Here is a 25,501-nt window from a genome sequence, read left to right as displayed (position 1 = left end):
CCTGGAGATGGCGTAGAGAGATACGATAGCGCATGGCGAATGCAAAGCCCTGTCTGCCGGCCCGCCTGCGCCAGTCTGGAAGACCCCGCCGCCCGGAGCCGTCAGATGTAACTTGCGAGCGTCATATCCTTCATGTCGGCAACCAGGATGTATGAGGCCTTGAGGCTTGTGCTGAGGTTGGACGACTGCGTGGCCACTTCGGCGATATCGGCATCCCTGGAGTTCCCAAGCGCCGTCTTCAACATCGTCTCCATGTTCGACAACAGGGTGGATCTGGACGTCAGCGCATTCTGCGTCACGCCGACCGATGTCTCCATGTCCGTAAGCTGGCTGATCGTGTTTTCAAGAGACGAATGCAGTTGGTTGACCAGATCCGAAAACCCGTTCGTCGAAGACGACATGCCGTTCATCGAGGAAACGACCATCATGTCGCGCATCAGGTCACGGATCGGCGACCCGGTTGAATTGGAGGTGGCGGATGTTCCCTGTGTCGCCACCGTACCGATCCCGGTTGCGGTATTGTCACCGGTGAGGACCGACTGCTGAAGCGCGGTTGCCGCATCCCCCGAAACCGACAGCGACGCCGAGAAGACCGAGACGCTGTCCGTGTTGTCGGCCGCGGCCGTGGTGGCCTTCGCCATGACGGACGCGGGGTCCTCGGAAGACCCGAGCGAACCGACGATGCCGGCGATCGTCGTGGCAAGGGTGCCGCTTGAGATCGACGTCGGATCCTTGATCGGAGGTTCGGTCGAAGCTTGTCCGGCGAAGACATATCCGACGCCGTTTGAGGTATTGAGCGTCGTTGCCAATGCCGTCAGCGCATTCCGGGCCTGGGATGTCGCGGCCGTGACCGTGGTGGACATTGTCGTTCCCCCGATGGTCACAAGGCTTGCGGACAGCGCCTGGGCTTGTGTCACAAGCTGCTGGAGCGCACTCGCCGTGACGCTCAGGCCGTTCTGCGCGATCGAGACATTGGATTGCCAGGTCTCGACCTGCGTGATTTTCGGCGCCAGGCTGATGGCGGACGAACGCGTCGAGCCCAGCCCCGCGTAGGTCGGCGACAGCGTGTTCGTGGACTGCTGCCACGACAGGGTCTGCTGGCTCAGCGTCATCTCCTTGATCCCGGCAGCGAGAATAAGGGCAGCGCCGGCGTTTCCATACTGGCCGATGGACGTGCTCATGACAGCTTCTCCCGATCTTCCTAGTCGATCGCGTTAAGTAATGCGCTGAACATCGACTGCACAGCGGTCACAACCTTTGCGTTGGCCGCATAGGCGTTCTGCAGCGCGACGACGTTGGCCATTTCATTGTTCACGTCCACGCCCGAGGCATTGGAGACCGCCGTCTGCAATGTCGTCTGGACCGAGGTGACGGAGGTCAGGTCGTCGCTGGCCTGGCCGATGGTCGCGCCCTGGTCCGAGGTCAGGGCCGTGGCGAGGGCGACCAGCCCCTGGGCGCCGGAATATCCGGTCGACAGGCTGCCGGTCGGGCCAAGGCCGGTCGACGGAGCAGCCAGAGACCCATCGGACCCGCTCACATCGTCCGAGGAGGTGCCGAACGCCGTGCCGAGGACCGCTGTAATGGTCGTTACATCGCCGTTCGTCGTCAGCGACGACGGCGCGTTGGCGTAACTTGAACTGACGGCGATCGTTGACGAAAGGCCGACGAGACCATTGGGCGTCTCTTGCGTCGTCGTCGGATCCGACAACGGCACGGTCGCGCTCGCTAACGGGACCGCCCCGGTGCCATCCGTAAACAGCGGAAGCCCGGCATTGTTGAACCGCGAGGCAAGCGTGTAGGAGAACGAATCGAGCTGCGCCTGCATTTTCGGATAGGTGACATCACGCAGCGTGATGTTCGCCCCGAGCGTTCCGCCCGTCAGGTGCGACGTGATGTCCTTGCCCGCCAGCATGATGCCGGGGATCTGCGCGTTCGTATCGCCGGCCTTGTAGTACATCGCCGACGTGACGGTGGCGTCGGACGTGGACAATGGCCAGGTGCTGCTGGGCAGGGTCACCGTGCTGTTGCTCTGCCCAATCTGGTCGGGACGGGTCGGAAGTTCGGTCCCGTCCGCGGTGCGGACAATCATGTCCCCGTTCGACGTCTCGGAAAACGTGACCGAGAGGTCGGACGACAGGTTCGACATGACCTCCAGGCGCTGGTTCTCGAGGTTGGCCGTGTCCGAACCAAGGGCCTGGAGTTTCATGATCTGCGTCGAGAGCTGCCCGATCTGCGTCAGGCCCGAGTTGATGGAGGAGACCGTCGCGACGGTGTTGTCCTCGGCCGCCTGGCGCTGGTCCGTATAGGTCGCGGCAAGCGTGTGAATGGTGCTGGTCAGGGATTGCGCGGACGAGATCACCAGCGACTGCGAGGCGCTTTGCAGCGGGGTCGCCGTCAGCGAGGTCAGGGCGTTCTGCACATTGCCGAGTTCGTCGGAAAGCGTGTCGGTGCTCCCGGAATCCGACGAGGTCGATCCCTGGATGGACGACAGCGGCGCAAGCGAGTTGCTCGTCGCGGTGAGCGACGCGACCTGGGCGTTCTGGCTGTAGAGCGCCGACTGCAGCGCCGTGTTCACGTTCAGCGCCGTCCGGCCGATCTTGACGCCGGCCCCGACATTGCCCGCCACCGCCATCGTCACCGTGGCGTTCTCGCGCACATAGCCCGTCGTGCCCGAGTTCGAGACGTTTTCAGACGTGACGGCCAACTGATACTCGATCGCGTTCAAGCCGCTGGTGGCTATTGACAGCGATGATGTCAGGCCCATCTCATTTTCCCCGCGCAGTCATGACTATGTATTCGCTACGCAACAGCCACGATATATGCCGGGCGTCAATGCGGCTACAAGGTTCCGTGCACGCTAGCAGTTCCGGAAGATGACGTAAAGCAAGGCTGTTTCGGGCCATTAACATTCCGCGGCTGGCGCGCGCCCGGCCCTCGCGGATCCGGGCGGTTTAGGCGCTCGGCTCGGTCGTGATCTTGTCTATCGCATTCTGGCGGCGGGTCGATTCAGTCTGTATCAACTGGAAGTTCAGGTCGTAGTCACGCTGGATCTCGACCATTTTCGTCGCCTCGGAGACCGAATTCACGTTGCTCGACTCCAGCATCGCCTGCCGTATTTCCTTTCGGGCCACGTTATGCGTGGGCGTTGTCGGCCTGAGCAGATAATTGCCTTCCTGTTGCAGCGTGTTGAGGTTGTCGACGGTGACGAGGCCGACGGTCGCGGTGGCTCCGTTTTGCGTGGAGATCGTTCCGTCCGACGCCACCGACAGGATCTGGTCCTGCGGGGGGATGACGATGTTCCTGCCGTTCGTGTCCAGAAGCGGGTTTCCCGAACCGTCGGTAAGTGTCCCATCCGACCGGATATGGAACTGGCCGCTGCGGGTCAGCCGAACCCCCTGCGTCGTCCGGACCGAGAAGTACCCTTCGCCATTGATCGCCAGGTCCGTCGGGTTCCCGGTCTGTCGCAATTCGCCCTGAAGGAAGTCCTGATATGTCGCCTGGTCCTGGGTGTACGCTTCGTCCTTTCCCCCGGTCAGGCCATGGACGTCCTTCTGGTGAACGAGAAAGTCGGAAAAAAGCTGTCTCGACGTCTTGAACCCGTCAGTATTGGCATTGGCAAGATTGTTGACGGTCAGGTCCAGGGCGCGTGTCAGCACATCAATGCGGGACAGGGCGATATACGTCGTGTCGTCCAAGGTCTGCCTCCGGAAGGGAATTCGGGCCCGCGCAGGCAGACCGGCGCCGAGCCGCTTCCTGACTGTGGTCTTGTGGAATACAGGGGCAGCAAGCCGGCTGTTCGCAAGGATATTGTATCACTATCCGGACGGCAATATGTGATGCGCGCCGGAACATTGCAGGAAGGCCGACAAGGCCGCCTTTTCTCCAGAAAAGACCTTGCCATGTCCGTGCACGTGGTCTTACTTGCTGTCGCAAGCCGTGCGTAGCGTGGACGTCATCCGGTATACATGGCCATGCATGCCATGGTGCCCGCCTGCCTGCGTGGTGGGATGACCACGAAGTAAGGTACACCGGAGGATTGTCCGCCTATGATGCGTTCCCTTGATATCGCCAGCACGGGCATGCAGGCCCAGACGACGAACGTCGAGACGATTTCCAACAATATCGCCAACATGACGACCACCGGCTACAAGCGGCGTCGTGCCGAGTTCCAGGACCTCATCTACCAGGATCTCAGGCGGGCGGGGACCATGAGTTCGGACACCGGCGACCTCGTTCCGGCGGGCGCGCAGATCGGCCTTGGCGTACGCACCGCCGGCATTTACCGAATCAACGAACAGGGCACGCTGGAGCAGACCAGCAACGCCCTCGACCTTGCGATCGAGGGGCGCGGCTATTTCCAGGTGACGCTGCCGTCCGGCGAATACGCCTATACCCGTGACGGGACGTTCTCGCTGTCCCAGGACGGCACCATCGTCACCGCGGACGGCTATCCCCTCAACCCGAACATTACGCTGCCGAACAACGCCGAGAATGTGACCATCGACCAGAGCGGCCAGGTGCAGTACACGGTGTCCGGCGACGGGACGGCGCAGGTTGCCGGGCAGATCCAGCTATCGACCTTCCAGAACGAGAACGGTCTTGCCGCCATGGGTCAGAACCTGTTCACGGCGACCACATCCTCCGGCGACCCGATCACCGGCACGCCCCAGAGCGTGGGGGTCGGCTCGGTCCGCCAGGGCTTCATCGAGGAATCCTCCGTCAACGTGGTCACCGAGATCACGGACCTGATTACCGCGCAGCGCGCCTATGAAATGAACAGCAAGGTCATCACGGCGTCCGACGAAATGCTCCAGACCCTGACGAACCTGAGATAGCATGCCCGTGCGCGCAGCAATCGCGGCAGCGGTCGCCGCGGGCATCATGACATTCTGCGCGGCGGCAGTTTCGGCGGCGACGCTGCGAAGCGCCACGGTGATTACCTCCGACGTTGTGCGGCTGTCGGATCTCTTTGCCGATCTGGAACCGCAGCAGGACAAGGTCATCGGCCCGGCGCCGGGACCCGGGGCCACCATCCATGTCGGCGGCCGGCAGTTGATCGCCATCGCCGACCAGTACGGCGTTGACTGGCTGGACCAGTCGCCGTCGGCGATGGCGACGATCACGCGGGCCGGCCGTGTTCTCGATCGGGAATTCTTTGCCGGCCTCGTGCAGAAAAGCCTCCCCGATATCGGGCCGGGTCCTGTCTCGATGGACCTTGCCGATTTCCATCCCATAACGGTGGCGTCGGACGACCCGAAGCCGGTCATCCTGTCGGACGTCGACTGGGACCAGAGGACCGGGCGGTTCTCCGCGACCGTCTACCGGACCCATCCGACCGGCGACATAACCCAGGACTCCTTCCTCCTGACCGGAACGGTGCGCGCCCCGCGCAGGGTGCTGGTGTTTTCCCATTCGCTGGCCGCCGGGGCCGTAATTTCTTCTTCCGACGTCAGTATAGACGAATCCTATACCGGCTACGCGACCGCGAAAATATTCATGGATGGGGCCGAGGTAGAAGGCATGACGCTTCTGCACCCTGTCGTCGCCGGCGAACCGGTGCTTGAGCGGGATCTGCACAGGACCCTGCTGGTGCACAAGGGAGACCCCATCCTGATCGCCTTTACCGTCCCCGGCGTTCATCTGACGGCAACCGGCCGGGCCCTGGAAGACGGGGGCAGCGGCCAGTACGTGCACGCCCTCAACCTGGCGAGCAGCATGATCGTGACCGGTCGCGTGGCTAATGCCTCGGAAATCGAGGTCGATGCCGGGTCGGGCGCCGTTCCTTCGGACCCGAACATGTTGCGGCGTCTGACCGCGTCCGCCCGCGCAAACGCGCGGTCGGACCTGTCGATCCGGTAAACCCGCGTGCGCTGGAGAGCTGCCTTGACACAATATCGCCTGCCGGGTGCGCTCGTGACCGGATTGCTGTGCCTGTCCGGATGTTCCGGCCTGTCGGAAATCAGCGAGATGGGCCACCCGCCGCGCATGACCACAACGTCGGACCCGACGCAGGCCCCCGACTACCGCCCCGTGACAATGCCCATGCCGCCGCTTCAGCCGCCACCGACCGAGGTCGGCAGCCTGTGGCGCCCCGGAAGCCGGGCCTTCTTCAAGGACCAGAGGGCGTCGCAGGTCGGTGACCTTCTGACCATCAAGGTCGGGATCGCCGATAATGCCGCGGTGACGAACAACACGACGGCCAGCGGCAGCGGGTCCGAGGATTACGGTGTTCCAACCCTGTTCGGCTTTCACGGCACGGCGCTGCAGCACATCACCGGCGCATCCGCCGTCAACACAAGCAGCGCGAGCGCCAACACGGCAACGGGCAGGATCAACAGAAGCGATGCTATCGTCCTGACGCTGGCCGGGACGATCACGCAGGTGCTCCCGAACGGCAATTTCGTCGTGGTGGCGCGCCAGGAGGTCAGGGTTAACGGCGAACTCCGCCAGCTCATGGTCAGCGGCGTCGTCAGGCCGCAGGACATCACGGAAGACAACACGGTGACCCACGACAGGATCGCCGAGGCCAGGATTTCGTATGGCGGGCGCGGCCAGCTGACCAAGCTCCAGACGCCGCGATACGGGCAGCAGGTTCTCGACAGCGTCCTGCCGTTCTGATCCTGACATCACGGGGCGCCTTGCCCGCCGCGTTCCGTGGGCGGTGCGGGCGGCTTCTCAGCCGCCGAAGCTTCTGACCAGACCTCCGGCCACCATCTGCCACCCGTCGACCATCACGAAGAAAATCAGCTTGAACGGCAGCGAGATCGTGGCGGGCGGCAGCATCATCATGCCGAGGCTCATCAGGACGCTGGAGGTGACGAGGTCGATGACCAGGAACGGCAGGTAGAGCAGGAACCCCATCTCGAAACCGCGGCTGAGTTCGCCAATCATGAATGCCGGCATCAGCACGCGCCATGGCGTTTGGGCAGGGGTCGCGGGCGGCGGCAGATTTGCCAGGTGCAGGAACGTCGTGATGTCGGCGGGCCGCGCATTCGCAAGCATGAACGTCCGGAAAGGCTCCGCCGCCGCGGCCAGACCGTCCATTTCGCTCACGCGGCCATCCATCATCGGAACGATGCCATGCGTCCAGGATTGTTCGAGAGTCGGCTGCATGACGAAGAACGTCAGAAACAGCCCAAGGCCGATCAGGACCGTGTTGGGCGGCGTTCCCTGGGCCCCGATCGCCCCGCGCAGCAGGGACAGCACGATGATGATCCGCGTGAAGGCGGTGACCATCACCAGCAGGCTGGGCGCAAACGACAGAAGCGTGATGAGGGCCGTCAGCTGCACAAGGCGGCTGGTCGTTCCCGCGTCGCCCACGCCCTTCCCCAGATCAAGCGTCACGGACTGGGCATGGGCGGATGTCGGCATGACCGCCAGCATGGCGACGGCCGCCACGCACGCGGCAATGACGCCGAGCCTGACGGCCCGTCCCGTGGACAACCGAGATATCAACGCGTCAGCTCCACTATTCGTATCAATCGCCGGGATCGATCTGTGCCGAGGACACGGCGTGCGGCGGACGGCCCCCGTCATCCTCAATCCAGCCCAGGAACACGTCATTTCCGCCGCCCGTCAGGATCAGGCCCGTTTTTCGGCCGCATCTTATGAGGCTGACGCGCCGGCGCGGATCTATGGCCAGACTTTCCACCACCGCAAGGTTGCGCGTCCGGCGTCGCCGCGACAGGTAAGGGTCCAGGACTTTCAGGCCGTAGCGGCTGAGCAGGATAAGTGCGACAACGATCACCAGCGACACCAGGCACGTCAGCCACATGGTGCCGATCGTACCCGGATCACGCGCAAATGGCCCCGTCAGAGGCGCTGCGAGACCATTTGCCCCGGACACCGCCGATTCCTAGCCAGGTACGGTGGACGACGACAGGATTTCGGTCATGGTGACACCGATGTGGTTATCATCGACAACCACCACCTCGCCACGGGCGATCAGCCGGTTGTTCGCGTAGATATCCACCGCTTCCCCCAGTTTCTTGTCCAGCTCCACGACAGCGCCGCGCCCAAGCCGGAGAAGCTGGCTGACCGGCATCGTCGCCGTGCCGATGACGGCGGTGATCTTCACCGGGATGTCATAGACCGCCTCCATCTGGCTGATTCCACTCGTTGCGCCGTCGGCACGCGGCTCAGGGCCGGCCGCCTTGCCATCCTGCCCCGCCGTCCCGGTCGTATCCGACGGCGTGCTGGCGAACTCCTCAAGTCCGATGTCGTTGCCTGTGCTCATGGTTCTCTCCGCCTGCCCTATGCCTTCTGCACGCTTCGTTCCCCGCGTTGCCGCGCGAGGGCCGTAACAGCGGCAATAATCTTCTCCGCAACGGATTTGCGCCACTGTTCCGGATCAATAACGATGACGTTCGCTGCCGAAGTGATGCGTATCGCATCCTCTCCGGCGTGCTGCGCCACCTCTATGCGGACGCTCGCGTCCTCCTTGAAGATGGCCTGGAGGCGCTGGGCGTCGGCGTCGCCGCATCGGATCGTCACGGCGCCATCGCATTCCTGCGCGAAGGCCGCTGCGTCTGCGATAAGATCGCGCTGCATGCCCGCCAGCACGGTTCCATCGAGCGCCGTCAGGCTGCCGACGACATCCGTGACGGTCGTGAGAAAGGCGTTCGCGGCGTCGGCCAGGACCCGATCGCGCCGGTCATTCTCCGTCCTGAAGAGGGCCGTCAGGGACGAAATGCAGGCCGCGAAATGCTGCTGCAGCGCTTCCTGCTTGTCCTGCGATCCTTTTTCCAGCCCCTCGCGGAAGGCAGACTCGCGAAGGGCGTCCACCTGGGCATGTGTCATCGTGACAAGGTCAGGATCGGGAACGGCATCCGCCTCGGGCGCGTCGGCCTCCGCCACGGCTTCGGCGGGGGCGGCCCCGAAATCTTCCAGATCGACAAGTTCCAGCCGGACCGGCGCGGGCGCCGACGAGAGGGGGGCGGACGCCGCCGTCACGGAATGATCTCGTCGTTGCCGCCGCTTTCGGTGAGGTCAATTTCGCCGGCATTCGCCATGTTCTTGATGGTGCCGACGATATCGGTCTGTGCCGCGTCGGCGTCCCTGACGCGGACAGGTCCAAGCGCCTCGATCTCTTCCAGAAGAATGCTCCCGGCGCGCTTCGACATGCATTGCAGGAACATTTTCCGTACCGTCTCGGAGGCGCCCTTCAAGGCCAGCGGCAATTTGTCGCGATCAATCTCGTTGACGATCCGCATAAGGGATTCATGCGGCAGACGCTTGATGTCCTCGAAGGTGAACATCAGCGCCTTCACCTTCTCCATGTCGTCGTGATTGCGTTTATCCATCGACGCCATCAGGCGCGTCTCGGTCTTGCGATCGAAGTTATTGAAGACTTCCGCAAGAAGCTCGTAGCTGTTCCGCTTGGCCGAGCGCCCGAGAGACGACATGAATTCCGAGCGAAGCGTCGCCTCGACGCTATCCAGAACATCTCTCTGCACCGTTTCCATGTGCAGGACCCGCATCATGACGTCGGTTGCATAGTCTTCGGGAAGCAGCGCGAAAATGCGCGCGGCATGCGCGGGCTGTAGCCTGCTCAGAATGACGGCGGCCGTCTGCGGATATTCGTTGCGAAGATAGTTGGCGAGCACGCTTTCCTGAACGTTCCCCAGCTTGTCCCACATCGTCCTGCCGGCCGGACCGCGGATCTCGTCCATGATCTTCGCGACCTGATCTTCCGGCAGGGCCTTGCGAAGCATTTCTTCCGTGGTTTCGTACGTGCCCACCAGCCCGTCGGCCGATTCAAAGTTCCTGGTGAACTCATGACAGACGGATTCCACGAGATCGGCCCGCACAAGGCCAAGGCCCGCCATGGTGACGGAGATGTCGCGGATTTCATCCTCATGCAGCATTTTCAGAAGCCTGGACGATTTCTCGCGCCCTACGGCAAGCATGAGGATGGCGGCCTTCTGCCGGCCGCTCAGATGCGCCGTGACGGGGGGCGGATTGCCGGACGGGACGTGGAGTGTAGCGGCCTCGGTCATGTCTGCTTTCCGAGCTCGGGTGTGGCCAGCCAGTTCCGAATAATCAGAACGCTCTCCTCGGGGCTTTCTTCAATGCGATCCGCGACTTTTGCGATCGCATCGGTACGCAGCTTTCCTTCGATGCCCTCGATCCTGATCGTTCCATCTCCGGTTCCGTCAGAAGGAATCAGGGCGCCCGCGGTGCCGCCGGCCAGGCGCGTGCCGTTCGGCGACATGCCCAAGGCGCCTTCATGCGCCGACCGGCCGGCAAGGGCAAGGATATTCCCCCCGCCACGCCGCAGCACCGGCCGGACGGCCATGAAAATGGCCCCAAGCGCCAGAATGATGGGGATGACCCATTCCGCGATATAGATGAGGGTATCCCGGCCGAACAGGCTGCCGCCCGCGGTCGAGAATTCGTTCCCCCCGTCGGGCATGAACCGCATCGAAACGACATTCACCTCGTCGCCACGGTTCTTGTCATACCCGATCGCCGTTTTCGCCAGCGTCGTGATTCTCTCGATCTCGGCGCCGTCCAGCGGCTGCCAGACGTCTTTCCTGTCGCTGCCCCTGACGACCGTCCCGTCCACCATGACGGCAAGGCTGATCCGGGCCAGCCGCGGGCGTGTCTGGTTTATCACGCGGACGCGCTTGCCGATCTCGTAATTGTCGGTCTCTTCCTCACGGTCATCGTTCGAACCGGTCCTGTTGTCCTGGTTCGCATTGGCGTTCGGCAGGTTGTTCGACACCGAGGTGTTCGGGTTGGCCTCGGTATTGACGCTCTTGTCCGAGCTGGTCTGCTGCGAGCGGAGAACCTGCTGGTTCGGATCGTAGCTTTCATCCGTCTCGTGGATTTCGTCCGTATCCATGGTGACCGCCGCGCGGGCACGCACATGCCCCGCCCCCAGCGTCGGCACCAGCATGTCCTCCACGGCCTCGGCCAGGCGCTGTTCCTCGGCATGGCGCAGCTTTTCCAGCGTGGATTCCTGACCGGCGGCGCTGTCCGGGTCGCCGGGCTTCAGCAGGACGTCGCCCCGCGTGTCGACGATCGAGATGTTCTGCGGGCGCAGGCTGGGGACAGCCGCCGCGACCAGGTTCTGAATGGCCTGGATGCCGTCGGGGGCCATGCGGCCCGCCCTGCCGATGTCAAGGACGACACTGGCCTGAGACGGGCTGGTCTGGGTCGAAAAGAGATCGCGATGCGGAAGAACGAGGTGAACCCGGACGTTACGCACCCCATGGAGAAGGCGGATGGAGCGCTCAAGCTCGCCCTCCATGGCCCGTGTCTCGTTGATCGTCTGCTCGAACTGCGTGCTGGTCAGCGTCCCGCTCTTGTCGAACAGTTCGTAGCCGACGGCCCCCCCGCTGGGGAGGCCGTCCTTCGCGAGCAACAGCCTCGCGCTGGCGACCTTGTCGCGGGGAACGTAGATGCTGGTTCCGTCCGAACTGGTCGTCGTGTCGATATGGGCTTTTCCCAGATCGTCGATCATTTCGGCGGCTTCGCTCAGGTCGAGGTCGCCGTAAAGCAGGGCCATGGGCTGGGCGCTGCCCCGAAAGACGAAAAGTCCGATCGCCGAGAGAAGGACGGCGGCCGCGATGCCCAGCGCCGCCAGTCTCTTGCGCCCAAGGCCCTTCAGACCAGCCAATATGTTCTGCATGCGGGTCGTTATGCCGTCATGACACTAGAGCGGAAAGGCACAAAAATCCTCCGGCGGCTTGACCATGCGATATGCCCTGCATCTCGCCTTATAACGATGCATACGCCATCAGGAAGGCCAAAAAGACCGTCCGTGACGAAATGCAACAGAGCGGGTCGATTCTTGATTTAGATCATTTCTCGATCGCCGCCAGGAATCCGTCGACCACTAGGCGCGTTTCCAGTTCCACAGAATTAAGTGCCAATAAAGCACAATCCGCTGTTTTTGAATAGTTCTGGCGCTATTGGAAAAAATTGCCGCATGAATGGCCCGGATGGATCGGGTCACGGTCATCGACTGCGTCCGCTGGGGCAATTCATGAGCGCGTGCGGGGCCGTGCCGGCGCAGCCCACACATCGTCGTGGGGCCTGCATGGGCTGGAGCGTCCAGCCTGGCCGGCTGAGTGAGCAGGCGAATATTTTGGAAAATTGGCGCACCCGAAAGGACTCGAACCTCTAACCCCCAGATTCGTAGTCTGGTGCTCTATCCAATTGAGCTACGGGTGCGCTGTGGGGCGCTGTGTAACCGAGTGTCGGGGAAACGACAACCCCTTCGCGCATTTTTTTTACCGGGGCTGGCCAGGGGGCCTCGGGTTACGGGGCCATGCCGCCGCGGGCGGCGATGGCGTGGCCCAGAAGGCCGCGCAGCAGGGCGCCGATGTCCGCTCCGTGGGCGTCGCCCGGCGGCAGGCGGTGATAGATCGCATCGGCGCGCGCGGCGGGCGTGCCGTCCACGGTGGCCAACCCCTGGACGAAGACCAGGCTGCGCGTGATGCGTAGTGTTTCGGCCCGCAATTCCACCCATACCCCGCACGGGACCGCCGCCATGAAATCCAGGCTCAGCGAGACCGTCGGCAGGAAGCCCGTCTGCAAATCCTCGCGGAACAGGGCGGCCATCGCCAGATAGGTGTCGCAGACGCTGGCCAGCTTCCCGCCGTGGCAGAATCCCGCCCGATTGCAGCAGGACGGCGTGACGCGGAATCCGCCGACCAGCTGCCCGCCCTCGACGGCGACCAGGAAGCCGCCGGACAGGGCATCGAACCCGCCGGGGGCGAGGTCGGGCAGGGGGACGAAGCCCGGCGGGGGCGGAGGATCCTGCACGGGGTCGGGGGTCACGGTCCGGCCTCTGCGTCGCGATGGCGGATGGGTGCAGGGACGGCCATGGGGGTGGTCATGGGGGCGGTCATGGGGGCGGTCTCCCGGCGGGATCTCCGGCTCATGCCGCATTACGCGGCAGATCCGTCATGGATGCCGGGGGGCGGGACAACCGCCGGAAAACAATCCGTGACCGCGCCGGATCAGGTCCCCGGAATCAGCACCCGCGCGGCTGCCGTGGCGACATCGTGGCGCAGGCGCACGACGCTGTGCCCGCCGTCGGGATGAACCCGGTTCGTCAGGATCAGCACATAGCTGTCGCTGCCGGGGTCCAGCCACAGCGACGTCCCGGTGAAGCCGGTGTGGCCGAACGACCCCACCGGGAAGACGTCGCCGCGCGGCGTGGAGTAATGGGTGTGGATATCCCAGCCCAGGCCGCGCAGATCCGGCCGGCCGGCGGGCTGCTGGGGCGTGGTCATCAGCATCAGGGTCTCGGGTTTCAGCGGATAGGCGCTGGGTCGCCCGGCGCGGCGGTCCAGCAGCGCCTGGGCATAGACCGCCATGTCGGCGGCGTCCGAGAACAGGCCCGCATGGCCTGCGACTCCGCCCATGCGGCGCGACGTGGGGTCGTGGACGACGCCGCGCAGCATGACATGCTGGTCGTCGAACTGGGTCGGTGCGATGGACGGCCGCCACGCGGGCGGCGGCAGGAAGCGCGAGCGCGCCATGCCCAGCGGGTCCAGCACCCGGGTCTGGACGTAATGGTCCAGCGTGTCGTGCGAGAAATGCTGCACCAGCAGGCCGAGCGTGATGAAGTTGATGTCGCTGTAGACGAAGCATTCGCCCGCCGGGTGGTCGGGGCGCGTTTCCATGACCCGGCGGGCGGCCTCGTCGCGGCCGGTCCACGGCGTGGACAGGTCCAGGTCGGGCGGCAGGCCGGAATAATGCGTCAGCAGATGGCGGATCGTGATCGCCGCCTTGCCGTTCCGCGCGAAGTCCGGAAGGTAGCGGCACGCCGGGTCGTCCAGCCGGAAGGCCCCGGCCTCGTAAAACTGCATGAGCGCGACGGTGGTCGCGACCGGCTTGGTCAGCGACGCCATGTCATAGAGCGTGCCCTCGTCCAGCGGCTCGCGCGCCGGGACCAGGGCGCGGCGCCCGTAGGCGCGGTGATGGACGATCCGCCCGCCATGGCCGACCACGACGACGGCCCCCGGGGTCTGCCCGTCGGCGATCGCGCGGTCCACCAGCCGGTCGACCGGGGCGAACGGGCCAGGGACGCCCGCCGCGCAGCCCCCCGCCATTCCGGCACCCCCGGCGGCCAGCATCAGGCGCAGCATGGTCCGTCGGCTGGATCCGCTCATCGTGTCTCGTGCTCCATCTCGGTCGGATCCAGCGTAGGGCGGGCCGCCGCGTCGCGAAAGGCCGGGCGGGGCCGCAGCCGGCAGGCCAGCCCGATGGCGAAGGTCGCGGCGACCCCGATGGGCACCAGCCAGGGGAAGGCGATGTCGCGGCCGCCCGGATGCACGAACAGGATCAGCGCCGCCATGACCGCCAGCGTGCCGGCGAAGGCCGGCACGGCGTCGCGCTGCCGCGCGCCCGGCACCAGCAGCCCGAACAGGAACGCGCCCAGCAGCGCGCCGTAGGAATAGCCGGCGATCGACAGGCCGAAGACCACGGCCGACCGGCCGGTATTCGAAAAGCACGACGCCGCCCCGATCAGCAGCACCGCCCACAGCACGGTGATGCCGCGCGACAGCGTCGCCGCCCCGATCCGCCCCCGCCATGCCGCGGCCGGCAGCAGGTCCGCCAGGGTCGAGCCGGTCATCGCGTTCAGCGCCGAGGACAGCGATCCCATCGTGGCGCTGATGATGCCCGCAATCAGCAGCGCCGACAGGGCCGGCGGCAGGTCGCGGGCGATGAAGGCGGGAAACAGCGCGTCGGGCGAACGCAGCCCCAGCGCGGCCGGCGACGCCCCGCCATTGCGGACCCACAGCAGCACCCCCACCGCCGACAGCAGGCCGAACAGGCCGGTGACGACGACCGCGCTGCCGACCATGGCGATCCGCGCCGCGCGCAGCGACCGGGCCGCCAGCACGCGCTGGACCATCAACTGGTCCGCCCCGTGCGAGGCCATGGACAGGATCGCCCCGCCCACCAGCGCCGTCGCCGGGGCATAGGGCGACGTCAGGATGGCGTCGTCGCCGTGGAAGATCGCGAGACGGCCGGCGCGCCACGCCGCCCCCAGCGCCGCCCGGTCGGCATGGGGCAGCAGCAGGCCGATGCACAGGACGGCCCCCAGCGTATAGAGGCCGAACTGGATGCTGTCGGACCAGACGACGGCCCGCAGCCCCCCGGCCGCGGTATAGGCGGCGGTCAGCGCCGTCAGCCCGACCAGCACCGGCAGCGGCCCGGCCGGCAGGTGCGCCGCCGCCAGCAGCGCGCAGATGGGCAGGGTGGAGGCGAACAGCCGCACCCCCTCGGCCAGCAGCCGCGTGCCCAGGAAGACGGCCGAGGCCAGGCGCTGCATCCCGCGCCCGAACCGTTCGCCCAGATACTGGTAGGCGCTGGAAAACCCGTCGCGCGCATACAGCGGCAGCAGCAGCCACGCCACGACGATCCGCCCGGCGACGTAGCCCAGGCCCAGCCCGACGAACACCAGGCCGCCGCCATAGGCCACCCCCGGCACGCTGATGACGGTCAGGGTCGAGGTCTCGGTGGCGACGATGGACAGGCAGATGGCCCAGGTCGGCAGGTCGTGGCCCGGACGTCCGGCCCGCCCCGGCGCCGCCCGGTCCCTCCGCGCCAGGCGCAACGACAGGGCGGCGAGGGCCAGCAGGCACAGGCCGATGATCGCGGGTTCGGTCAGGGACATGGATCTCCGTTCGGGGCAGTGGAGGCGGAAGGCCGGGAGGAACTTTGCCCCGCCCGCAGGGTTTCTGGAGGATGCCAATCTGTACAGGAGGCTTCCATGAGCCACGATCGTTTTCCGACATCCAGCCTCTGCCGCGCCGTTCTGGTGACGGTGGCGATGCTGGGCATGTCGGCGGGACTGTCGGCCTGCAACACCGTGCGGGGGGCCGGCGAGGACGTCAGCTCGGTCGGTCATGACGTCTCGCGGGGGGCAAACGCGACGCAAGGACATATCACCCATTCGACCGGCGCATCCCCCCAGTAGTTTTGTCATCCAAGCCGTCAAGGGCCGAGGCCCTTGCACCCCGACATGCATAAAGTCGGGGGTTTCCAAAGGGCCGAGCCCTTTGGTGGGTCAAGGTCAAAGCCCTTGCCATAGGTTTGCTGCCCGCCGGTCGCGCGCGGCCCCGCGCGCCAGGCGCGACGCGAGCCTTGCTTTTTGGTTCGTTCCTTCCCAATAATAGCGCATTCCGGTTCGTGTGACCGGGTTATTGACGTTCTCGGGGCGGGGTGAAAGTCCCCACCGGCGGTATTTGCATCCGGTTTTCGGACCGGCGCATCAGCCCGCGAGCGCCCGCACGGCCTTCCGGCCGGACGGGGACAGCAGACCCGGTGTGACTCCGGGGCCGACGGTATAGTCCGGATGATAGAGAACGAGGCCTGTGCGGAGGCGCCACGTGGTGGCGCGTGCTGTGTGGTCTGTTGCGCCCCGGGTCCGTCCGGTAGGATGGGACCGCTTGTCTTGGCTGAGGTTTCGGTAAGCTCGGGGATGCGTCGTCCGGATTGCGATCCGGATGGTCTTTCCCCCATCATCGGCCGGGCGTTCCGGGCCGCGCTTGCCGAGGCGTCGCGCCATATGGGCGCCACCGCCCCCAATCCCCCCGTCGGCTGCGCCATCCTGGATGCCCAGGGCGAAATCCTGACCGTTGCCGCCCATCACCGCGCCGGCGCCCCGCATGCCGAGGCCCTGGCCCTGCGGACCTGCGCGCGGCAGGGGCTGATCGACCGCGCGGCGACGGCCGTCGTCACCCTGGAACCCTGCAACCACACCGGCCGCACCGGCCCCTGTTCCGAGGCGATCCTGGCCTCGCCCATCCGCGCGGTGTGGGTCGGGGCCGCCGATCCCAACCCCCGTGTCGCCGGCGGAGGCGCCGCGCGCCTGCGCGCGGCCGGATGCGATGTCCGCATGCTGGCGGACCTGCCTGATTCCGATGCTGCCGCATTGGCCGCCGACTGCCGGGCGCTGATCGCCCCCTTCGTCCACTGGTCGCGCACCGGCCGGGCGTGGATGACGGTCAAGCAGGCCGTCGCGGCCGACGGCTCCATGATCCCGCCGGCGGGACGGACGACCTTTACCTCCGATGGCGCGCTGGACGTGGCGCACCGCCTGCGCCGGGCGACCGACGCGGTGGTGACCGGCATCGGCACCGTGCTGGCCGATCGGCCAGGGCTGGATGTGCGCCGGGTGCCCGACCACGCGGGCCGCGCCGGGCGCCTGCTGGTGGTGTGCGACCGGCGGGGACGCCTGCCGGACGACTGGCGCGCGGCGGCCACGGCCCGGGGGTTCGATGTGCGGAGCTGTGACGATATCGCGCGGGTCCCCGCGCTGCTGGGCGAGGCCGGGGCGCTGTGGGCGCTGGTCGAGGCCGGGCCGGCCCTGCTGGATGCGATGCGGGCGGAGGGGATCTGGGACGACTGGCTGACCATCGGGGTTACGCCGGCGGGGCGCGAACGGATGGATATCGCGGTCAGGAACGGGACGGACACGCCGCTGCGCCTGGTCCCCGGCCTGGCCGCGCCAAGGGAGGAAGCATGTTTTCCGGCATCATAGAACATCTGGGCACCGTCACGGCCGCCACCCGTGGGGACCGGTCGCTGCGTATCGCGGTGGCGACGGGCATCGGCGATCTGTCGATGGGGGAGAGCGTCGCGGTCAACGGCGTGTGCCTGACCGTCACCGACTATGATGCGACGGGGAACGCGGCGTTCTTCATCAGCGCGGAAACGCTGGACCGCACGACGCTGGGCCGGCTGGCCGAGGGCAGCCGCGTCAATCTGGAACGCGCGGTCACGCCGGCCACCCGTCTGTCCGGCCATATCGTGCAGGGCCATGTGGACGGCACCGCGTGCCTGCTGTCGGCCGAGCGGGCGGGCGAGGCGCGGCGCGTCGTCTTCGGCGTCCCCGCGAGCCTGCGTCGCTATCTGGTGGAAAAGGGGTCGATCACGCTGGACGGCATCAGCCTGACCCTGAACGAGATCGGCGAGGTCGGGGCCGGGGACGCCGGCCCCGACGCCTTCGCCGTCGCCCTGATGATTATCCCCCATACCTGGACGCACACCACCCTGGGCGCCATGGCGCCGGGCGACGCCGTGAATGTCGAGGTCGACGTGATCGCGAAATATGTGGAGACCCTATGTCAGTACCGGTGATGAGCCCCGCGCTGGAAGCCGCGATCGCGGCGATCCGCGCGGGCGGCATGGTGGTTCTGGTCGATGACGAGGATCGCGAGAACGAGGGCGACCTGGTCATGGCCGCCGACCTGGTCACGCCGCAGGCGATCAACTTCATGGTCACCCACGGGCGCGGCCTGGTCTGCCTGCCGCTGGAGGCCGAACAGGTGGATCGCCTGGGCCTGTCGATGATGACGCAGGTGAACACCTGCCCGCGCGAAACCGCGTTCACCGTCTCGATCGAGGCGCGCGAGGGCGTGGACACCGGCATTTCCGCCGCCGACCGCGCCCGCACCATCCAGGCCGCCGTGGCGGTGGACGCCGGCCCGGCCGACCTGGTGTCGCCCGGCCATGTCTTTCCGCTGCGCGCCGTCCCCGGCGGCGTGCTGGCGCGCAACGGCCATACCGAGGCCTCGATCGAACTGGCGCGCCTGGCGGGCCGGGCGCCGGCGGCGGTGATCTGCGAGATCATGAACGAGGACGGGTCGATGGCGCGGATGGACGACCTGCGCCCCTATGCCGCGCGGCATGGCCTGCCCCTCCTGTCGATCGCCGAACTGGTCGGCTGGCTGGAGCGCCGCGCCGCGACGCCGGCCGACCCGGAAGGGCGGATCGAGAAGGTGGCCCAGGCCGCGCTGCCCAGCAGCTATGGCGGCGAGGATCTGGTGATCCACGCCTTCCGCGCCTCCGACGGGACCGAACATGTGGCCCTGGTCAAGGGCGATCCGGGCCGGGCCGGCGCGGTGCCGCTGGTGCGGCTGCATTCCGAATGCGTGACGGGCGACGCGCTGGGCTCGCTGCGCTGCGATTGCGGGGCGCAGCTCCAGACCGCGCTGCACCGCATCGGCGCGGCCGACAGCGGCGTGCTGCTGTACCTGCGCGGGCATGAGGGGCGGGGGATCGGGCTTGCGAACAAGATCCGCGCCTACGCCTTGCAGGACAAGGGATTCGACACGGTGGACGCCAACCACCGTCTGGGGTTCGAGACCGACGCCCGCGACTGGACGGCGGCGGCGGCGATCCTGCGGGCGCTGGGGGTCAGGACGCTGGACCTGATGACCAACAACCCGGCCAAGATCGTGGCGGTGGAACGGCATGGCTTCGCCGTCCGCAGCCGGATCGGGCTGGAAATCCCGCCCAACCCGTTCAACCGCGCCTATCTGGACGCCAAGCGCACGCGCATGGGCCATCAGCTGTGCACCGCCCTCAGCACGGCGGCCGAATAATATGACCGGAAAGACCCTGACATGAGCACCCATACCCCGTCCCCCGCCCCGGACCTGACGTTCGTGCGTCCGCCGCGCCTGGCGATCGTGGTCAGCCGTTTCAACGAACCCGTGACCCACGGCCTGCGCGACGGGGCGCTGGACTGGCTGCGCGAACACGACATCACGGTGGCCGAGGGCGACGTGCTCTATGCCCCCGGCGCCTACGAACTGCCGCTGCTGGCGCAGACGCTGGCCCGCACCGGGCGCTATGACGGGGTGATCTGCCTGGGCTGCGTCATCAAGGGCGACACGGCGCATTTCGAATTCATCAGCCTGGGGGCCGCCATGGGCCTGATGCAGGCGTCGCTGGCCACCGAAGTCCCGGTCGCGTTCGGCGTGCTGACCACCTACACCGACGAACAGGCCCGCGTGCGCTCGGGCGCGGATGAACATAACAAGGGTCGCGAGGCTGCCGCCGCCTGCGTCGAAAGTCTGGCCTTGATACAGAAAATCAAGGGCTGATACGCTCGACCCGCCGACCGCCGCCGTCGCCCGGACGGCGACCCGGCCGGCGCGGGGGCATGGGATGAGGCTGGTTACGTTCACGGCCGGGCTGTTCGGCATGGCGCTGACGATCTGGCTGCTGTCGCGGTTCGGGTTTCACGCGATCCTGGGACTTGTCGCGCAGGGCGGATGGGGCATCGTGGCGGCCATCCTGTTCCACGCCGTGCAGGTGCTGCTGGCGGCCGCGTCGTGGCGCACCATCGCGGGGCACGACGCCCCGGCGCTGCCGTTGCGCGACTGGGTCGCCCTGCGCTGCGTGCGCGAGGGAGTGAACAATCTGCTGCCGGTGGCCCAGGTGGGGGGCGAGGTCGTGTCGGCCCGCCTGCTGGCCCGCCGGGGAGCCGGGCTGCGCCGGGCCGCCGCCGCGACGATCTGCGACCTGACGATCGAACTGCTCAGCCAGGTGGTGTTCACGCTGGCCGGCCTGGGCATCCTGCTGGTCCTGGTGAAACGTTCGGCCCTCACCGACGAACTGGTCGAAAGCGCCGGCGTCGCGCTGCTGCTGGGCGCGGTGTTCCTGGGCAGCCAGTGCCTGGGCGCGATCTCGATCGTCGAGAGGCTGCTGATCCGCATCGCCGCCCATCTGGGATGGAGCGGCGTGGACGGCATACGCGGCCTGCATGCCGAGATCCTGGGCCTGTACAAGGCGCCCGGCCGGTCGTTGCGTGCCGGGGGGCTGCAACTGGCGGGATGGTCGCTGGGCGCGGTCGAGGTCTGCCTCATCCTGCATTTCATGGGCCAGGACCGGTCGCTGGCCAGCGGCTTCGTGATCGAAAGCGTGGGGCAGGCGGCGAAATCGGCGGGGTTTGCCATCCCCGGCGCCCTGGGCGTGTCCGAGGGCGGGTTCGTCATCATCGGCAGCCTGTTCGGCCTGCCGCCGGCCGTCTCGATCGGCCTGTCGCTCATCAAGCGCCTGCGCGAGATCGCCTGGGGCCTGCCGTCGCTGGCAGGCTGGCAATGGATGGAAATCCACTGGCGGCCCGGCCACAAGCCGGGGCTGGAGCCCGGGGTGGGCCTGTCCGGGTCCTGACCCGATTCAGGGGCTTTGCCCATTGGAAACCCAGGATTTTATGAAATGAATGGGATGCAAGGGCCGTGGCCCTGGCCGGGTTCGGCGCGCAGGCCGCCGGGCTGATGGCCGAACATGCGTCTTGCATCCGCACCGCATCCTGGGTCAAACGATGCCGCGTCACCGGGTGTCCTGCCCGCCGGCATCCTGCGCCAGTTTTCCTTCCTCCGTTTCCGCCGTCAGCTTCTCAAGGGCCGAATTACGCATCATGCAGTCCCTTCCGATCGGTCGCCTCGTGGCGGTCTGTTCCCATCGCGCCGTGCTCGTGCTGCTGCTGTTCGTGATCCTGGTGGGGGGCGCCGTGGCATGCAGCATGAAACGGCTGGATGTCACGACGGACACCGGCACGATGTTTTCGGCCAGCCTGCCCTGGAAGAAGCGGTCGGACGAGCTGGCGCGCCTGTTCCCGCAGAACCAGGACCGCCTGGTGGCGGTGATCGACGCCGACCTGCCGGAAGAGGCGCAGGTGACCGCGCGCGAACTGGCGGACAGGCTGCGCGGCGACACGGCGCATTTCCAGTCGGTCGAGCTGCCCCAGCAGGACCCGTACCTGGTCCGCAACGGGCTGATGTTCCTGGACAACAAGACCCTGGCCTCGGTGCTGGACACCACCGTGACGGCGCAGCCCTTCCTCGGCGGGCTCGCGGCCGATCCGTCCGGGCGGGGCCTGTTCGACGCGCTGTCGCTGATCGCGCTGGGCGTGTCGCAGGGCCAGGCGGACCTCAAGAATTTCCAGCCGGCGCTGAACGCCTTCGCCACCACGCTGGAGCAGGCGGCGGACGGCCACGCCCAGCCCCTGTCATGGGAACGGATGCTGGCCAGCGACCTGGCCGACCTGGGCGGGAAATTCCAGTTCGTGGTCACCCGGCCCCGGCTGGACTATGGGTCCTTCCAGCCGGGCGGGGCCGCCAGCGACGCCATGCGCCGGGCCATCGCCGGCCTGGAATTCGTGCGGTCGGGCCATGCGCGCGTCCATCTGACCGGCGACGTGCAGATCAATGACGAGGAATTCGCCACCGTCGCGCAGGGCATGGTCGCGGGCCTGCTGGGGTCGCTGGCGCTGGTCACGCTGTGGCTGTTCCTGGCGGTGCGGACCTGGCGCATCATCGTGCCCATCGTCATCACGCTGGTGGCGGGGCTGCTGCTGACCACCGGTTTCGCGGCGCTGGCCGTGGGGACGCTGAACCTGATTTCCGTGGCCTTCGCGGTGCTGTTCGTCGGCATCGCGGTGGATTTCGCCATCCAGTTTTCCGTGCGCTTCCGCGCGCAGCGCCTGTCCTGCGGCGGCCTGCCGGGGCTGCATGACGCGCTGGCGCGCACCGGCGACGAAACCGGGCACCAGATCCTGGTCGCCTCGCTGGCGACGATGGCGGGCTTCCTGGCGTTCACCCCCACCGCCTTCGTCGGCGTGGCGCAACTGGGCCTGATCGCGGGCTTCGGCATGCTGATCGCGTTTGTCTGCACGCTGACGCTGCTGCCGGCGCTGCTGCGGCTGTTCCGCCCGTCGCTGGACCACCCGGCGACGGGCTTCGCCGTCGCCCGCCCGGCCGATCGCGCCGTGCGGGTCTATCGCGTGCCGATCCTCAGCGTCTTCACCTTCCTGGCGGTCCTGGGCGCGGTGCTGATCCCGGTCCTGACCTTCGATGCCGATCCGCTGCACACCAAGGACCCGAAATCCGAAGGGATGCAGGTGCTGCGCCAGTTGATGACCGACCCGCAATCCTCGCCCTACGGGGCGCAGGTGCTGGCTCCGGACCTGAAGCAGGCCGAAATCCTGGCCAGTCGCCTGTCGCACCTGCCGCTGGTGGACGATGCGATGTGGCTGGGGTCGATGGTGCCGGAGGACCAGCCGGCGAAGCTGGCGATGATCCAGGATTCGGCGTCGATCCTGCTGCCGACCCTGATCGTCCCCACCCCGAAGCCCGCGCCGGACGCTGCCGCCCTGCGCGCGTCGGCGGCCAGGACGGCGCGGGACCTCGGTGGGGTGCTGGACAAGCTGCCCCCGGGCGATCCGCTGCGCCGCATCCAGTCGGCGCTGGACCGCCTGTCACACGCGCCCGACCCGGTGCTGATGGCGGCCAACGTGGCGCTGGTGCGCTTCCTGCCCGCGCAACTGGACCAGCTGCGCCAGATGCTGGCGGCGCAGCCGGTCACGATCGCCGACGTGCCCCCCTCGATCCGCCAGGAGTACCTGCTGCCCGACGGCCGCGCGCTGGTGGAAATCCATCCGAAACGCGAAATGGTCGGCAACGCCGACCTGCACGCCTATGTCGCGCAGATCCGCGGCATCGCCCCCGACGCCGGTGGCGATGCGATCGAGGTGGTCGAAAGCGCGACGACCATGGTCCATGCGTTCGTCTTCGCCGCGCTGTCGGCCATCGTCATGATCGCGGTGATCCTGCTGGTGGCGCTGCGGCGGCTGCTGGACATGGCGCTGGTGCTGGCGCCGCTGCTGCTGTCGGCGCTGATGACGGTCATCCTGATCGTCCTGGTGCCGGAACAGCTCAATTTCGCCAACATCATCGCGCTGCCGCTGCTGCTGGGCGTCGGCGTGTCGTTCAACATCTATTTCGTGATGAACTGGCGGGCCGGGGTGCGCGCGCCGCTGTCCAGCCCCACGGCGCGGGCGGTCCTGTTCTCGGCGCTGACCACGGGCACGGCGTTCGGCTCGCTGGCCGCGTCGCATCATCCGGGGACGGCCAGCATGGGCCGGCTGCTGCTGCTGTCGCTGAGCTGCACGCTGCTGGCGACCCTGATCTTCGTACCGGCCCTGCTGCCCAAGCGGGCGATCGACGATCGCTAGGGCCTCGGGCTTTATAAAACGAACGGGAGGCAAGGGCCGAGGCCCTTGCCGGGTTCGGGCAGCGCCCGACCTTCCCTGGCCCGTCAGCCGATGTCGAGCGGCTTGTGCGGCACGCTCACGTCGCGGCCGGGCAGCATCATGTTCCAGTACAGCCGGGGGAAGACCTGGGTCTTGAGGAACCAGGCGAAGCGGCTGGGCTTGCGCTGGTCGTAATGGAAGCTGGGGGCGGGCACGCCGCCATACAGGAATTCCGCCAGCACCACCCGCCCGTAGGACACCGTCAGCGGGCAGGCGCCATACCCGTCATAGGTCTTGTCCAGCGGCCGTCCGTCCAGCGACGCCAGCACGTTCGCCACCACCACCGGGGCCTGCGCGCGGACGGCGGCGGCGGTCTTGGCATTGGTGGTGCCGGCCACGTCGCCCAGGCCGAACACGGTGTCGAAGCGCACGTGGCGCAGCGTCGCGGGATCGACGTCCAGCCAGCCGCCGCCATTGGCCAGCGGGCTGGCCTTGACGAAATCCGGGGCGCTCTGCGGCGGGGTGACGTGCAGCATGTCGAAGCTGCGGGTGACGGTGGTGCTGCTGCCGTCCGGGCCGGTGACGGCGAAGGTCGCCGTGCGGTTCGGCCCGTCCACCGCGACCAGGTTATGTTTGTAATGCAGATCGACACCGTAATAGTCGATCGCGTCCTGCAGCGACGGCACGAAGTATTTCACGCCGAACAGGGCGTCCCCCGCCAGGCAGAACTCGACCTTCATGCGGTTGAGCACGCCGCTCTTGCGCCAGTGGTCCGAGGCCAGATAGACGATCTTCTGCGGGGCGCCGGCGCATTTGATCGGCATCGCCGGCTGGGTGAACAGGGCGGTCCCGCCCGACAGCGACTGGATGCACGACCAGGTATATTCGACCGACTCGCGGGAATAATTGCTGCATACCCCGTTGCGGCCCAGCGTTTCCTCCAGCCCGGCGATCTTCGACCAGTCGAGCTGCAGGCCGGGGCAGACGATCAGGCGGCGATAGGCGATCCGCCGTCCATCGGCCAGGGTGACGGTGTTTTCCTCGGGCGTGAAGGACGCGACGGCGGCGCGCAGCCAGCGCACGCCCTTGGGGATCAGCCCGCCTTCCTGCCGCAGCGTGTCCTTCAGCTTCATCACGCCCGCGCCCACCAGTGTCCAGCCGGGCTGGTAGGCATGGGTGGTGGCGGGGTCGATGATCGCGATCGACAGGTTGGGCCGCTTGCGCTTCAACTGCGACGCGACGGTGATGCCCGCCGCCCCGCCGCCGACGATGACGACCGTAAAGCGGTCGGTGTCCGGGATATCCGGCTGAGTCGAAACCATGGGACACGCTCCTTGATTGAGATCGTTGGGGACCGGGACCCGCGCGGGGTCGGCTGCTTTCAGGGGCAGACTACAGCCCGGGGCGGCCCGGTCCTTGATACAGGTCAGGCCTTGAACCAGACCTCGACCGGGCCTTGCAGCTTCATGGTCATGGGATTGCCGCGCCGGTCGGTCGTCTTGCCGACCGCCAGGCGGACCCAGCCCTCGCTGATGCAATATTCCTCGACATTCGTCTTCTCGATGCCCTTGAAGCGGACGCCGATCCCGCGTTCCAGCAGGGCCGCGTCGTGAAACGGGCTTTCGGGGTTGGCGGACAGGCGGTCTGGGGGAGTATCACTCATCGGGCTGACCTTTGCAGGGTGACGATCATGTGCGCTGACATAGCGGG

24 protein-coding genes, 1 tRNA gene and 1 riboswitch are annotated in these 25,501 nt (G+C 66.9%); of the genes, 10 read left to right on the top strand and 15 right to left on the bottom strand.

The annotated features are described in order from the left end of the window. Nucleotides 1-101: 101 nt before the first annotated feature. The 3 genes from HLH21_RS09060 to flgF form a co-directional block, all read right to left on the bottom strand. Nucleotides 102-1,181: a flagellin gene (locus HLH21_RS09060; protein WP_182943431.1), complete on the bottom strand. Its 1,080-nt coding sequence runs from the start codon at nt 1,179-1,181 to the stop codon at nt 102-104. Between the two features lie 20 nt (nt 1,182-1,201). Continuing rightward, a complete protein-coding gene (locus tag HLH21_RS09055; protein WP_182943430.1) occupies nt 1,202-2,764 on the bottom strand; it encodes a flagellar hook-associated protein FlgK in 1,563 nt (520 codons plus the stop codon). Nucleotides 2,765-2,951: 187 nt separating this feature from the next. Continuing rightward, on the bottom strand, nt 2,952-3,695 hold the full coding sequence (flgF, locus tag HLH21_RS09050) for a flagellar basal-body rod protein FlgF (RefSeq protein ID WP_182943429.1): 744 nt from the start codon (nt 3,693-3,695) through the stop codon (nt 2,952-2,954). A 354-nt stretch (nt 3,696-4,049) separates the two neighbouring features. Between flgF and flgG the strand changes: the two genes are divergently transcribed. From flgG to flgH, 3 genes are read left to right on the top strand one after another with little or no spacing between them, the layout of a single operon-like run. Then, nucleotides 4,050-4,835: a flagellar basal-body rod protein FlgG gene (gene flgG, locus HLH21_RS09045; protein WP_182943463.1), complete on the top strand. Its 786-nt coding sequence runs from the start codon at nt 4,050-4,052 to the stop codon at nt 4,833-4,835. A 1-nt stretch (nt 4,836) separates the two neighbouring features. Next, nucleotides 4,837-5,859 carry a flagellar basal body P-ring formation chaperone FlgA gene (flgA, locus tag HLH21_RS09040; RefSeq protein ID WP_246379446.1) on the top strand — a complete coding sequence of 341 codons (1,023 nt, stop codon included), beginning with the start codon at nt 4,837-4,839 and terminating at the stop codon, nt 5,857-5,859. A gap of 24 nt (nt 5,860-5,883) precedes the next feature. After that, a complete protein-coding gene (gene flgH / locus HLH21_RS09035; protein ID WP_220789742.1) occupies nt 5,884-6,618 on the top strand; it encodes a flagellar basal body L-ring protein FlgH in 735 nt (244 codons plus the stop codon). 57 nt (nt 6,619-6,675) lie between these two features. Here flgH and fliP read toward each other — a convergent pair whose 3' ends face one another. The 10 genes from fliP to HLH21_RS08985 all read right to left on the bottom strand — a co-directional run bounded on the left by fliP (nt 6,676) and on the right by HLH21_RS08985 (nt 15,640). Next, nucleotides 6,676-7,383 (bottom strand): flagellar type III secretion system pore protein FliP, encoded by a 708-nt coding sequence (fliP, locus tag HLH21_RS09030; RefSeq protein ID WP_246379477.1) that lies wholly within the window; start codon nt 7,381-7,383, stop codon nt 6,676-6,678. A gap of 94 nt (nt 7,384-7,477) precedes the next feature. Further along, a complete protein-coding gene (locus HLH21_RS09025) occupies nt 7,478-7,774 on the bottom strand; it encodes a flagellar biosynthetic protein FliO (RefSeq protein WP_182943426.1) in 297 nt (98 codons plus the stop codon). Nucleotides 7,775-7,855: 81 nt separating this feature from the next. Next, nucleotides 7,856-8,236 carry a flagellar motor switch protein FliN gene (gene fliN / locus HLH21_RS09020; protein WP_182943425.1) on the bottom strand — a complete coding sequence of 127 codons (381 nt, stop codon included), beginning with the start codon at nt 8,234-8,236 and terminating at the stop codon, nt 7,856-7,858. Nucleotides 8,237-8,253: 17 nt separating this feature from the next. Further along, nucleotides 8,254-8,952 (bottom strand): FliH/SctL family protein, encoded by a 699-nt coding sequence (locus tag HLH21_RS09015; protein ID WP_182943424.1) that lies wholly within the window; start codon nt 8,950-8,952, stop codon nt 8,254-8,256. Beyond that, complete coding sequence (gene fliG, locus HLH21_RS09010; RefSeq protein ID WP_182943423.1) at nt 8,949-9,998, bottom strand: flagellar motor switch protein FliG; 1,050 nt, start codon at nt 9,996-9,998, stop codon at nt 8,949-8,951. The genes HLH21_RS09015 and fliG overlap by 4 nt, the downstream gene beginning before the upstream one ends. Next, on the bottom strand, nt 9,995-11,635 hold the full coding sequence (gene fliF, locus HLH21_RS09005; RefSeq protein ID WP_182943422.1) for a flagellar basal-body MS-ring/collar protein FliF: 1,641 nt from the start codon (nt 11,633-11,635) through the stop codon (nt 9,995-9,997). Before fliF ends, fliG begins: the two co-directional genes overlap by 4 nt. Nucleotides 11,636-12,103: 468 nt before the next feature. After that, nucleotides 12,104-12,180, bottom strand: a tRNA-Arg gene (locus tag HLH21_RS09000). 87 nt (nt 12,181-12,267) lie between these two features. Continuing rightward, complete coding sequence (locus tag HLH21_RS08995) at nt 12,268-12,789, bottom strand: PaaI family thioesterase (protein ID WP_264811526.1); 522 nt, start codon at nt 12,787-12,789, stop codon at nt 12,268-12,270. Nucleotides 12,790-12,971: 182 nt separating this feature from the next. Next, nucleotides 12,972-14,129, bottom strand: coding sequence for a serine hydrolase domain-containing protein (locus HLH21_RS08990; protein ID WP_373319551.1), 1,158 nt, complete (start codon nt 14,127-14,129; stop codon nt 12,972-12,974). Next, nucleotides 14,126-15,640 (bottom strand): sodium:solute symporter, encoded by a 1,515-nt coding sequence (locus tag HLH21_RS08985; protein ID WP_182943420.1) that lies wholly within the window; start codon nt 15,638-15,640, stop codon nt 14,126-14,128. The genes HLH21_RS08990 and HLH21_RS08985 overlap by 4 nt, the downstream gene beginning before the upstream one ends. Before the next feature lie 96 nt (nt 15,641-15,736). On the opposite strand from HLH21_RS08985, the gene HLH21_RS08980 reads away from it, so the two are divergent. From HLH21_RS08980 to HLH21_RS08950, 7 genes are all read left to right on the top strand, one after another. Continuing rightward, entirely contained in the window at nt 15,737-15,943 is a 207-nt protein-coding gene (locus tag HLH21_RS08980; RefSeq protein WP_182943419.1) for an entericidin A/B family lipoprotein, read from the top strand. 227 nt (nt 15,944-16,170) lie between these two features. Next, a riboswitch (FMN riboswitch) is annotated at nt 16,171-16,337 on the top strand. Nucleotides 16,338-16,447: 110 nt separating this feature from the next. Continuing rightward, nucleotides 16,448-17,509 carry a bifunctional diaminohydroxyphosphoribosylaminopyrimidine deaminase/5-amino-6-(5-phosphoribosylamino)uracil reductase RibD gene (gene ribD, locus HLH21_RS08975; RefSeq protein WP_182943418.1) on the top strand — a complete coding sequence of 354 codons (1,062 nt, stop codon included), beginning with the start codon at nt 16,448-16,450 and terminating at the stop codon, nt 17,507-17,509. Next, entirely contained in the window at nt 17,491-18,108 is a 618-nt protein-coding gene (locus HLH21_RS08970; protein WP_182943417.1) for a riboflavin synthase, read from the top strand. Before ribD ends, HLH21_RS08970 begins: the two co-directional genes overlap by 19 nt. Then, a complete protein-coding gene (gene ribB / locus HLH21_RS08965) occupies nt 18,108-19,355 on the top strand; it encodes a 3,4-dihydroxy-2-butanone-4-phosphate synthase (RefSeq protein WP_182943460.1) in 1,248 nt (415 codons plus the stop codon). The genes HLH21_RS08970 and ribB overlap by 1 nt, the downstream gene beginning before the upstream one ends. Before the next feature lie 21 nt (nt 19,356-19,376). Next, nucleotides 19,377-19,859, top strand: coding sequence for a 6,7-dimethyl-8-ribityllumazine synthase (gene ribH, locus HLH21_RS08960; protein WP_182943416.1), 483 nt, complete (start codon nt 19,377-19,379; stop codon nt 19,857-19,859). A gap of 64 nt (nt 19,860-19,923) precedes the next feature. Further along, nucleotides 19,924-20,931: a lysylphosphatidylglycerol synthase domain-containing protein gene (locus HLH21_RS08955; protein ID WP_182943415.1), complete on the top strand. Its 1,008-nt coding sequence runs from the start codon at nt 19,924-19,926 to the stop codon at nt 20,929-20,931. Nucleotides 20,932-21,178: 247 nt separating this feature from the next. Next, nucleotides 21,179-23,773 (top strand): MMPL family transporter, encoded by a 2,595-nt coding sequence (locus HLH21_RS08950; protein ID WP_182943413.1) that lies wholly within the window; start codon nt 21,179-21,181, stop codon nt 23,771-23,773. 83 nt (nt 23,774-23,856) lie between these two features. On the opposite strand, the gene HLH21_RS08945 is transcribed toward HLH21_RS08950, so the two are convergent. Together HLH21_RS08945 and HLH21_RS08940 are read right to left on the bottom strand one after the other, a co-directional pair. Continuing rightward, nucleotides 23,857-25,113, bottom strand: coding sequence for an NAD(P)/FAD-dependent oxidoreductase (locus HLH21_RS08945; RefSeq protein WP_182943412.1), 1,257 nt, complete (start codon nt 25,111-25,113; stop codon nt 23,857-23,859). Nucleotides 25,114-25,217: 104 nt separating this feature from the next. Beyond that, complete coding sequence (locus HLH21_RS08940; protein ID WP_182943410.1) at nt 25,218-25,454, bottom strand: DUF3297 family protein; 237 nt, start codon at nt 25,452-25,454, stop codon at nt 25,218-25,220. Between the last annotated feature and the right edge of the window lie 47 nt (nt 25,455-25,501).

The organism is Gluconacetobacter johannae (assembly GCF_014174305.1).
GTDB lineage: Bacteria > Pseudomonadota > Alphaproteobacteria > Acetobacterales > Acetobacteraceae > Gluconacetobacter > Gluconacetobacter johannae.
This window is presented reverse-complemented; position numbering and strand designations above follow the sequence as displayed.

Bases quoted from the DNA above. Each gene is read 5' to 3' on its own strand.
- HLH21_RS08940 (WP_182943410.1), bottom strand. From the start codon at position 25,454: ATGAGTGATACTCCCCCAGACCGCCTGTCCGCCAACCCCGAAAGCCCG.
- HLH21_RS08985 (WP_182943420.1), bottom strand. From the start codon at position 15,640: ATGTCCCTGACCGAACCCGCGATCATCGGCCTGTGCCTGCTGGCCCTC.
- flgA (WP_246379446.1), top strand. From the start codon at position 4,837: ATGCCCGTGCGCGCAGCAATCGCGGCAGCGGTCGCCGCGGGCATCATG.
- ribD (WP_182943418.1), top strand. From the start codon at position 16,448: ATGCGTCGTCCGGATTGCGATCCGGATGGTCTTTCCCCCATCATCGGC.
- ribH (WP_182943416.1), top strand. From the start codon at position 19,377: ATGAGCACCCATACCCCGTCCCCCGCCCCGGACCTGACGTTCGTGCGT.
- fliN (WP_182943425.1), bottom strand. From the start codon at position 8,236: ATGAGCACAGGCAACGACATCGGACTTGAGGAGTTCGCCAGCACGCCG.
- HLH21_RS09060 (WP_182943431.1), bottom strand. From the start codon at position 1,181: ATGAGCACGTCCATCGGCCAGTATGGAAACGCCGGCGCTGCCCTTATT.
- fliF (WP_182943422.1), bottom strand. From the start codon at position 11,635: ATGCAGAACATATTGGCTGGTCTGAAGGGCCTTGGGCGCAAGAGACTG.
- HLH21_RS08955 (WP_182943415.1), top strand. From the start codon at position 19,924: ATGAGGCTGGTTACGTTCACGGCCGGGCTGTTCGGCATGGCGCTGACG.
- fliG (WP_182943423.1), bottom strand. From the start codon at position 9,998: ATGACCGAGGCCGCTACACTCCACGTCCCGTCCGGCAATCCGCCCCCC.
- HLH21_RS08945 (WP_182943412.1), bottom strand. From the start codon at position 25,113: ATGGTTTCGACTCAGCCGGATATCCCGGACACCGACCGCTTTACGGTC.
- HLH21_RS09025 (WP_182943426.1), bottom strand. From the start codon at position 7,774: ATGTGGCTGACGTGCCTGGTGTCGCTGGTGATCGTTGTCGCACTTATC.
- HLH21_RS08980 (WP_182943419.1), top strand. From the start codon at position 15,737: ATGAGCCACGATCGTTTTCCGACATCCAGCCTCTGCCGCGCCGTTCTG.
- ribB (WP_182943460.1), top strand. From the start codon at position 18,108: ATGAGCCCCGCGCTGGAAGCCGCGATCGCGGCGATCCGCGCGGGCGGC.
- HLH21_RS09055 (WP_182943430.1), bottom strand. From the start codon at position 2,764: ATGGGCCTGACATCATCGCTGTCAATAGCCACCAGCGGCTTGAACGCG.
- fliP (WP_246379477.1), bottom strand. From the start codon at position 7,383: ATGCTGGCGGTCATGCCGACATCCGCCCATGCCCAGTCCGTGACGCTT.
- HLH21_RS08950 (WP_182943413.1), top strand. From the start codon at position 21,179: ATGCAGTCCCTTCCGATCGGTCGCCTCGTGGCGGTCTGTTCCCATCGC.
- flgG (WP_182943463.1), top strand. From the start codon at position 4,050: ATGCGTTCCCTTGATATCGCCAGCACGGGCATGCAGGCCCAGACGACG.
- HLH21_RS08970 (WP_182943417.1), top strand. From the start codon at position 17,491: ATGTTTTCCGGCATCATAGAACATCTGGGCACCGTCACGGCCGCCACC.
- HLH21_RS08990 (WP_373319551.1), bottom strand. From the start codon at position 14,129: ATGAGCGGATCCAGCCGACGGACCATGCTGCGCCTGATGCTGGCCGCC.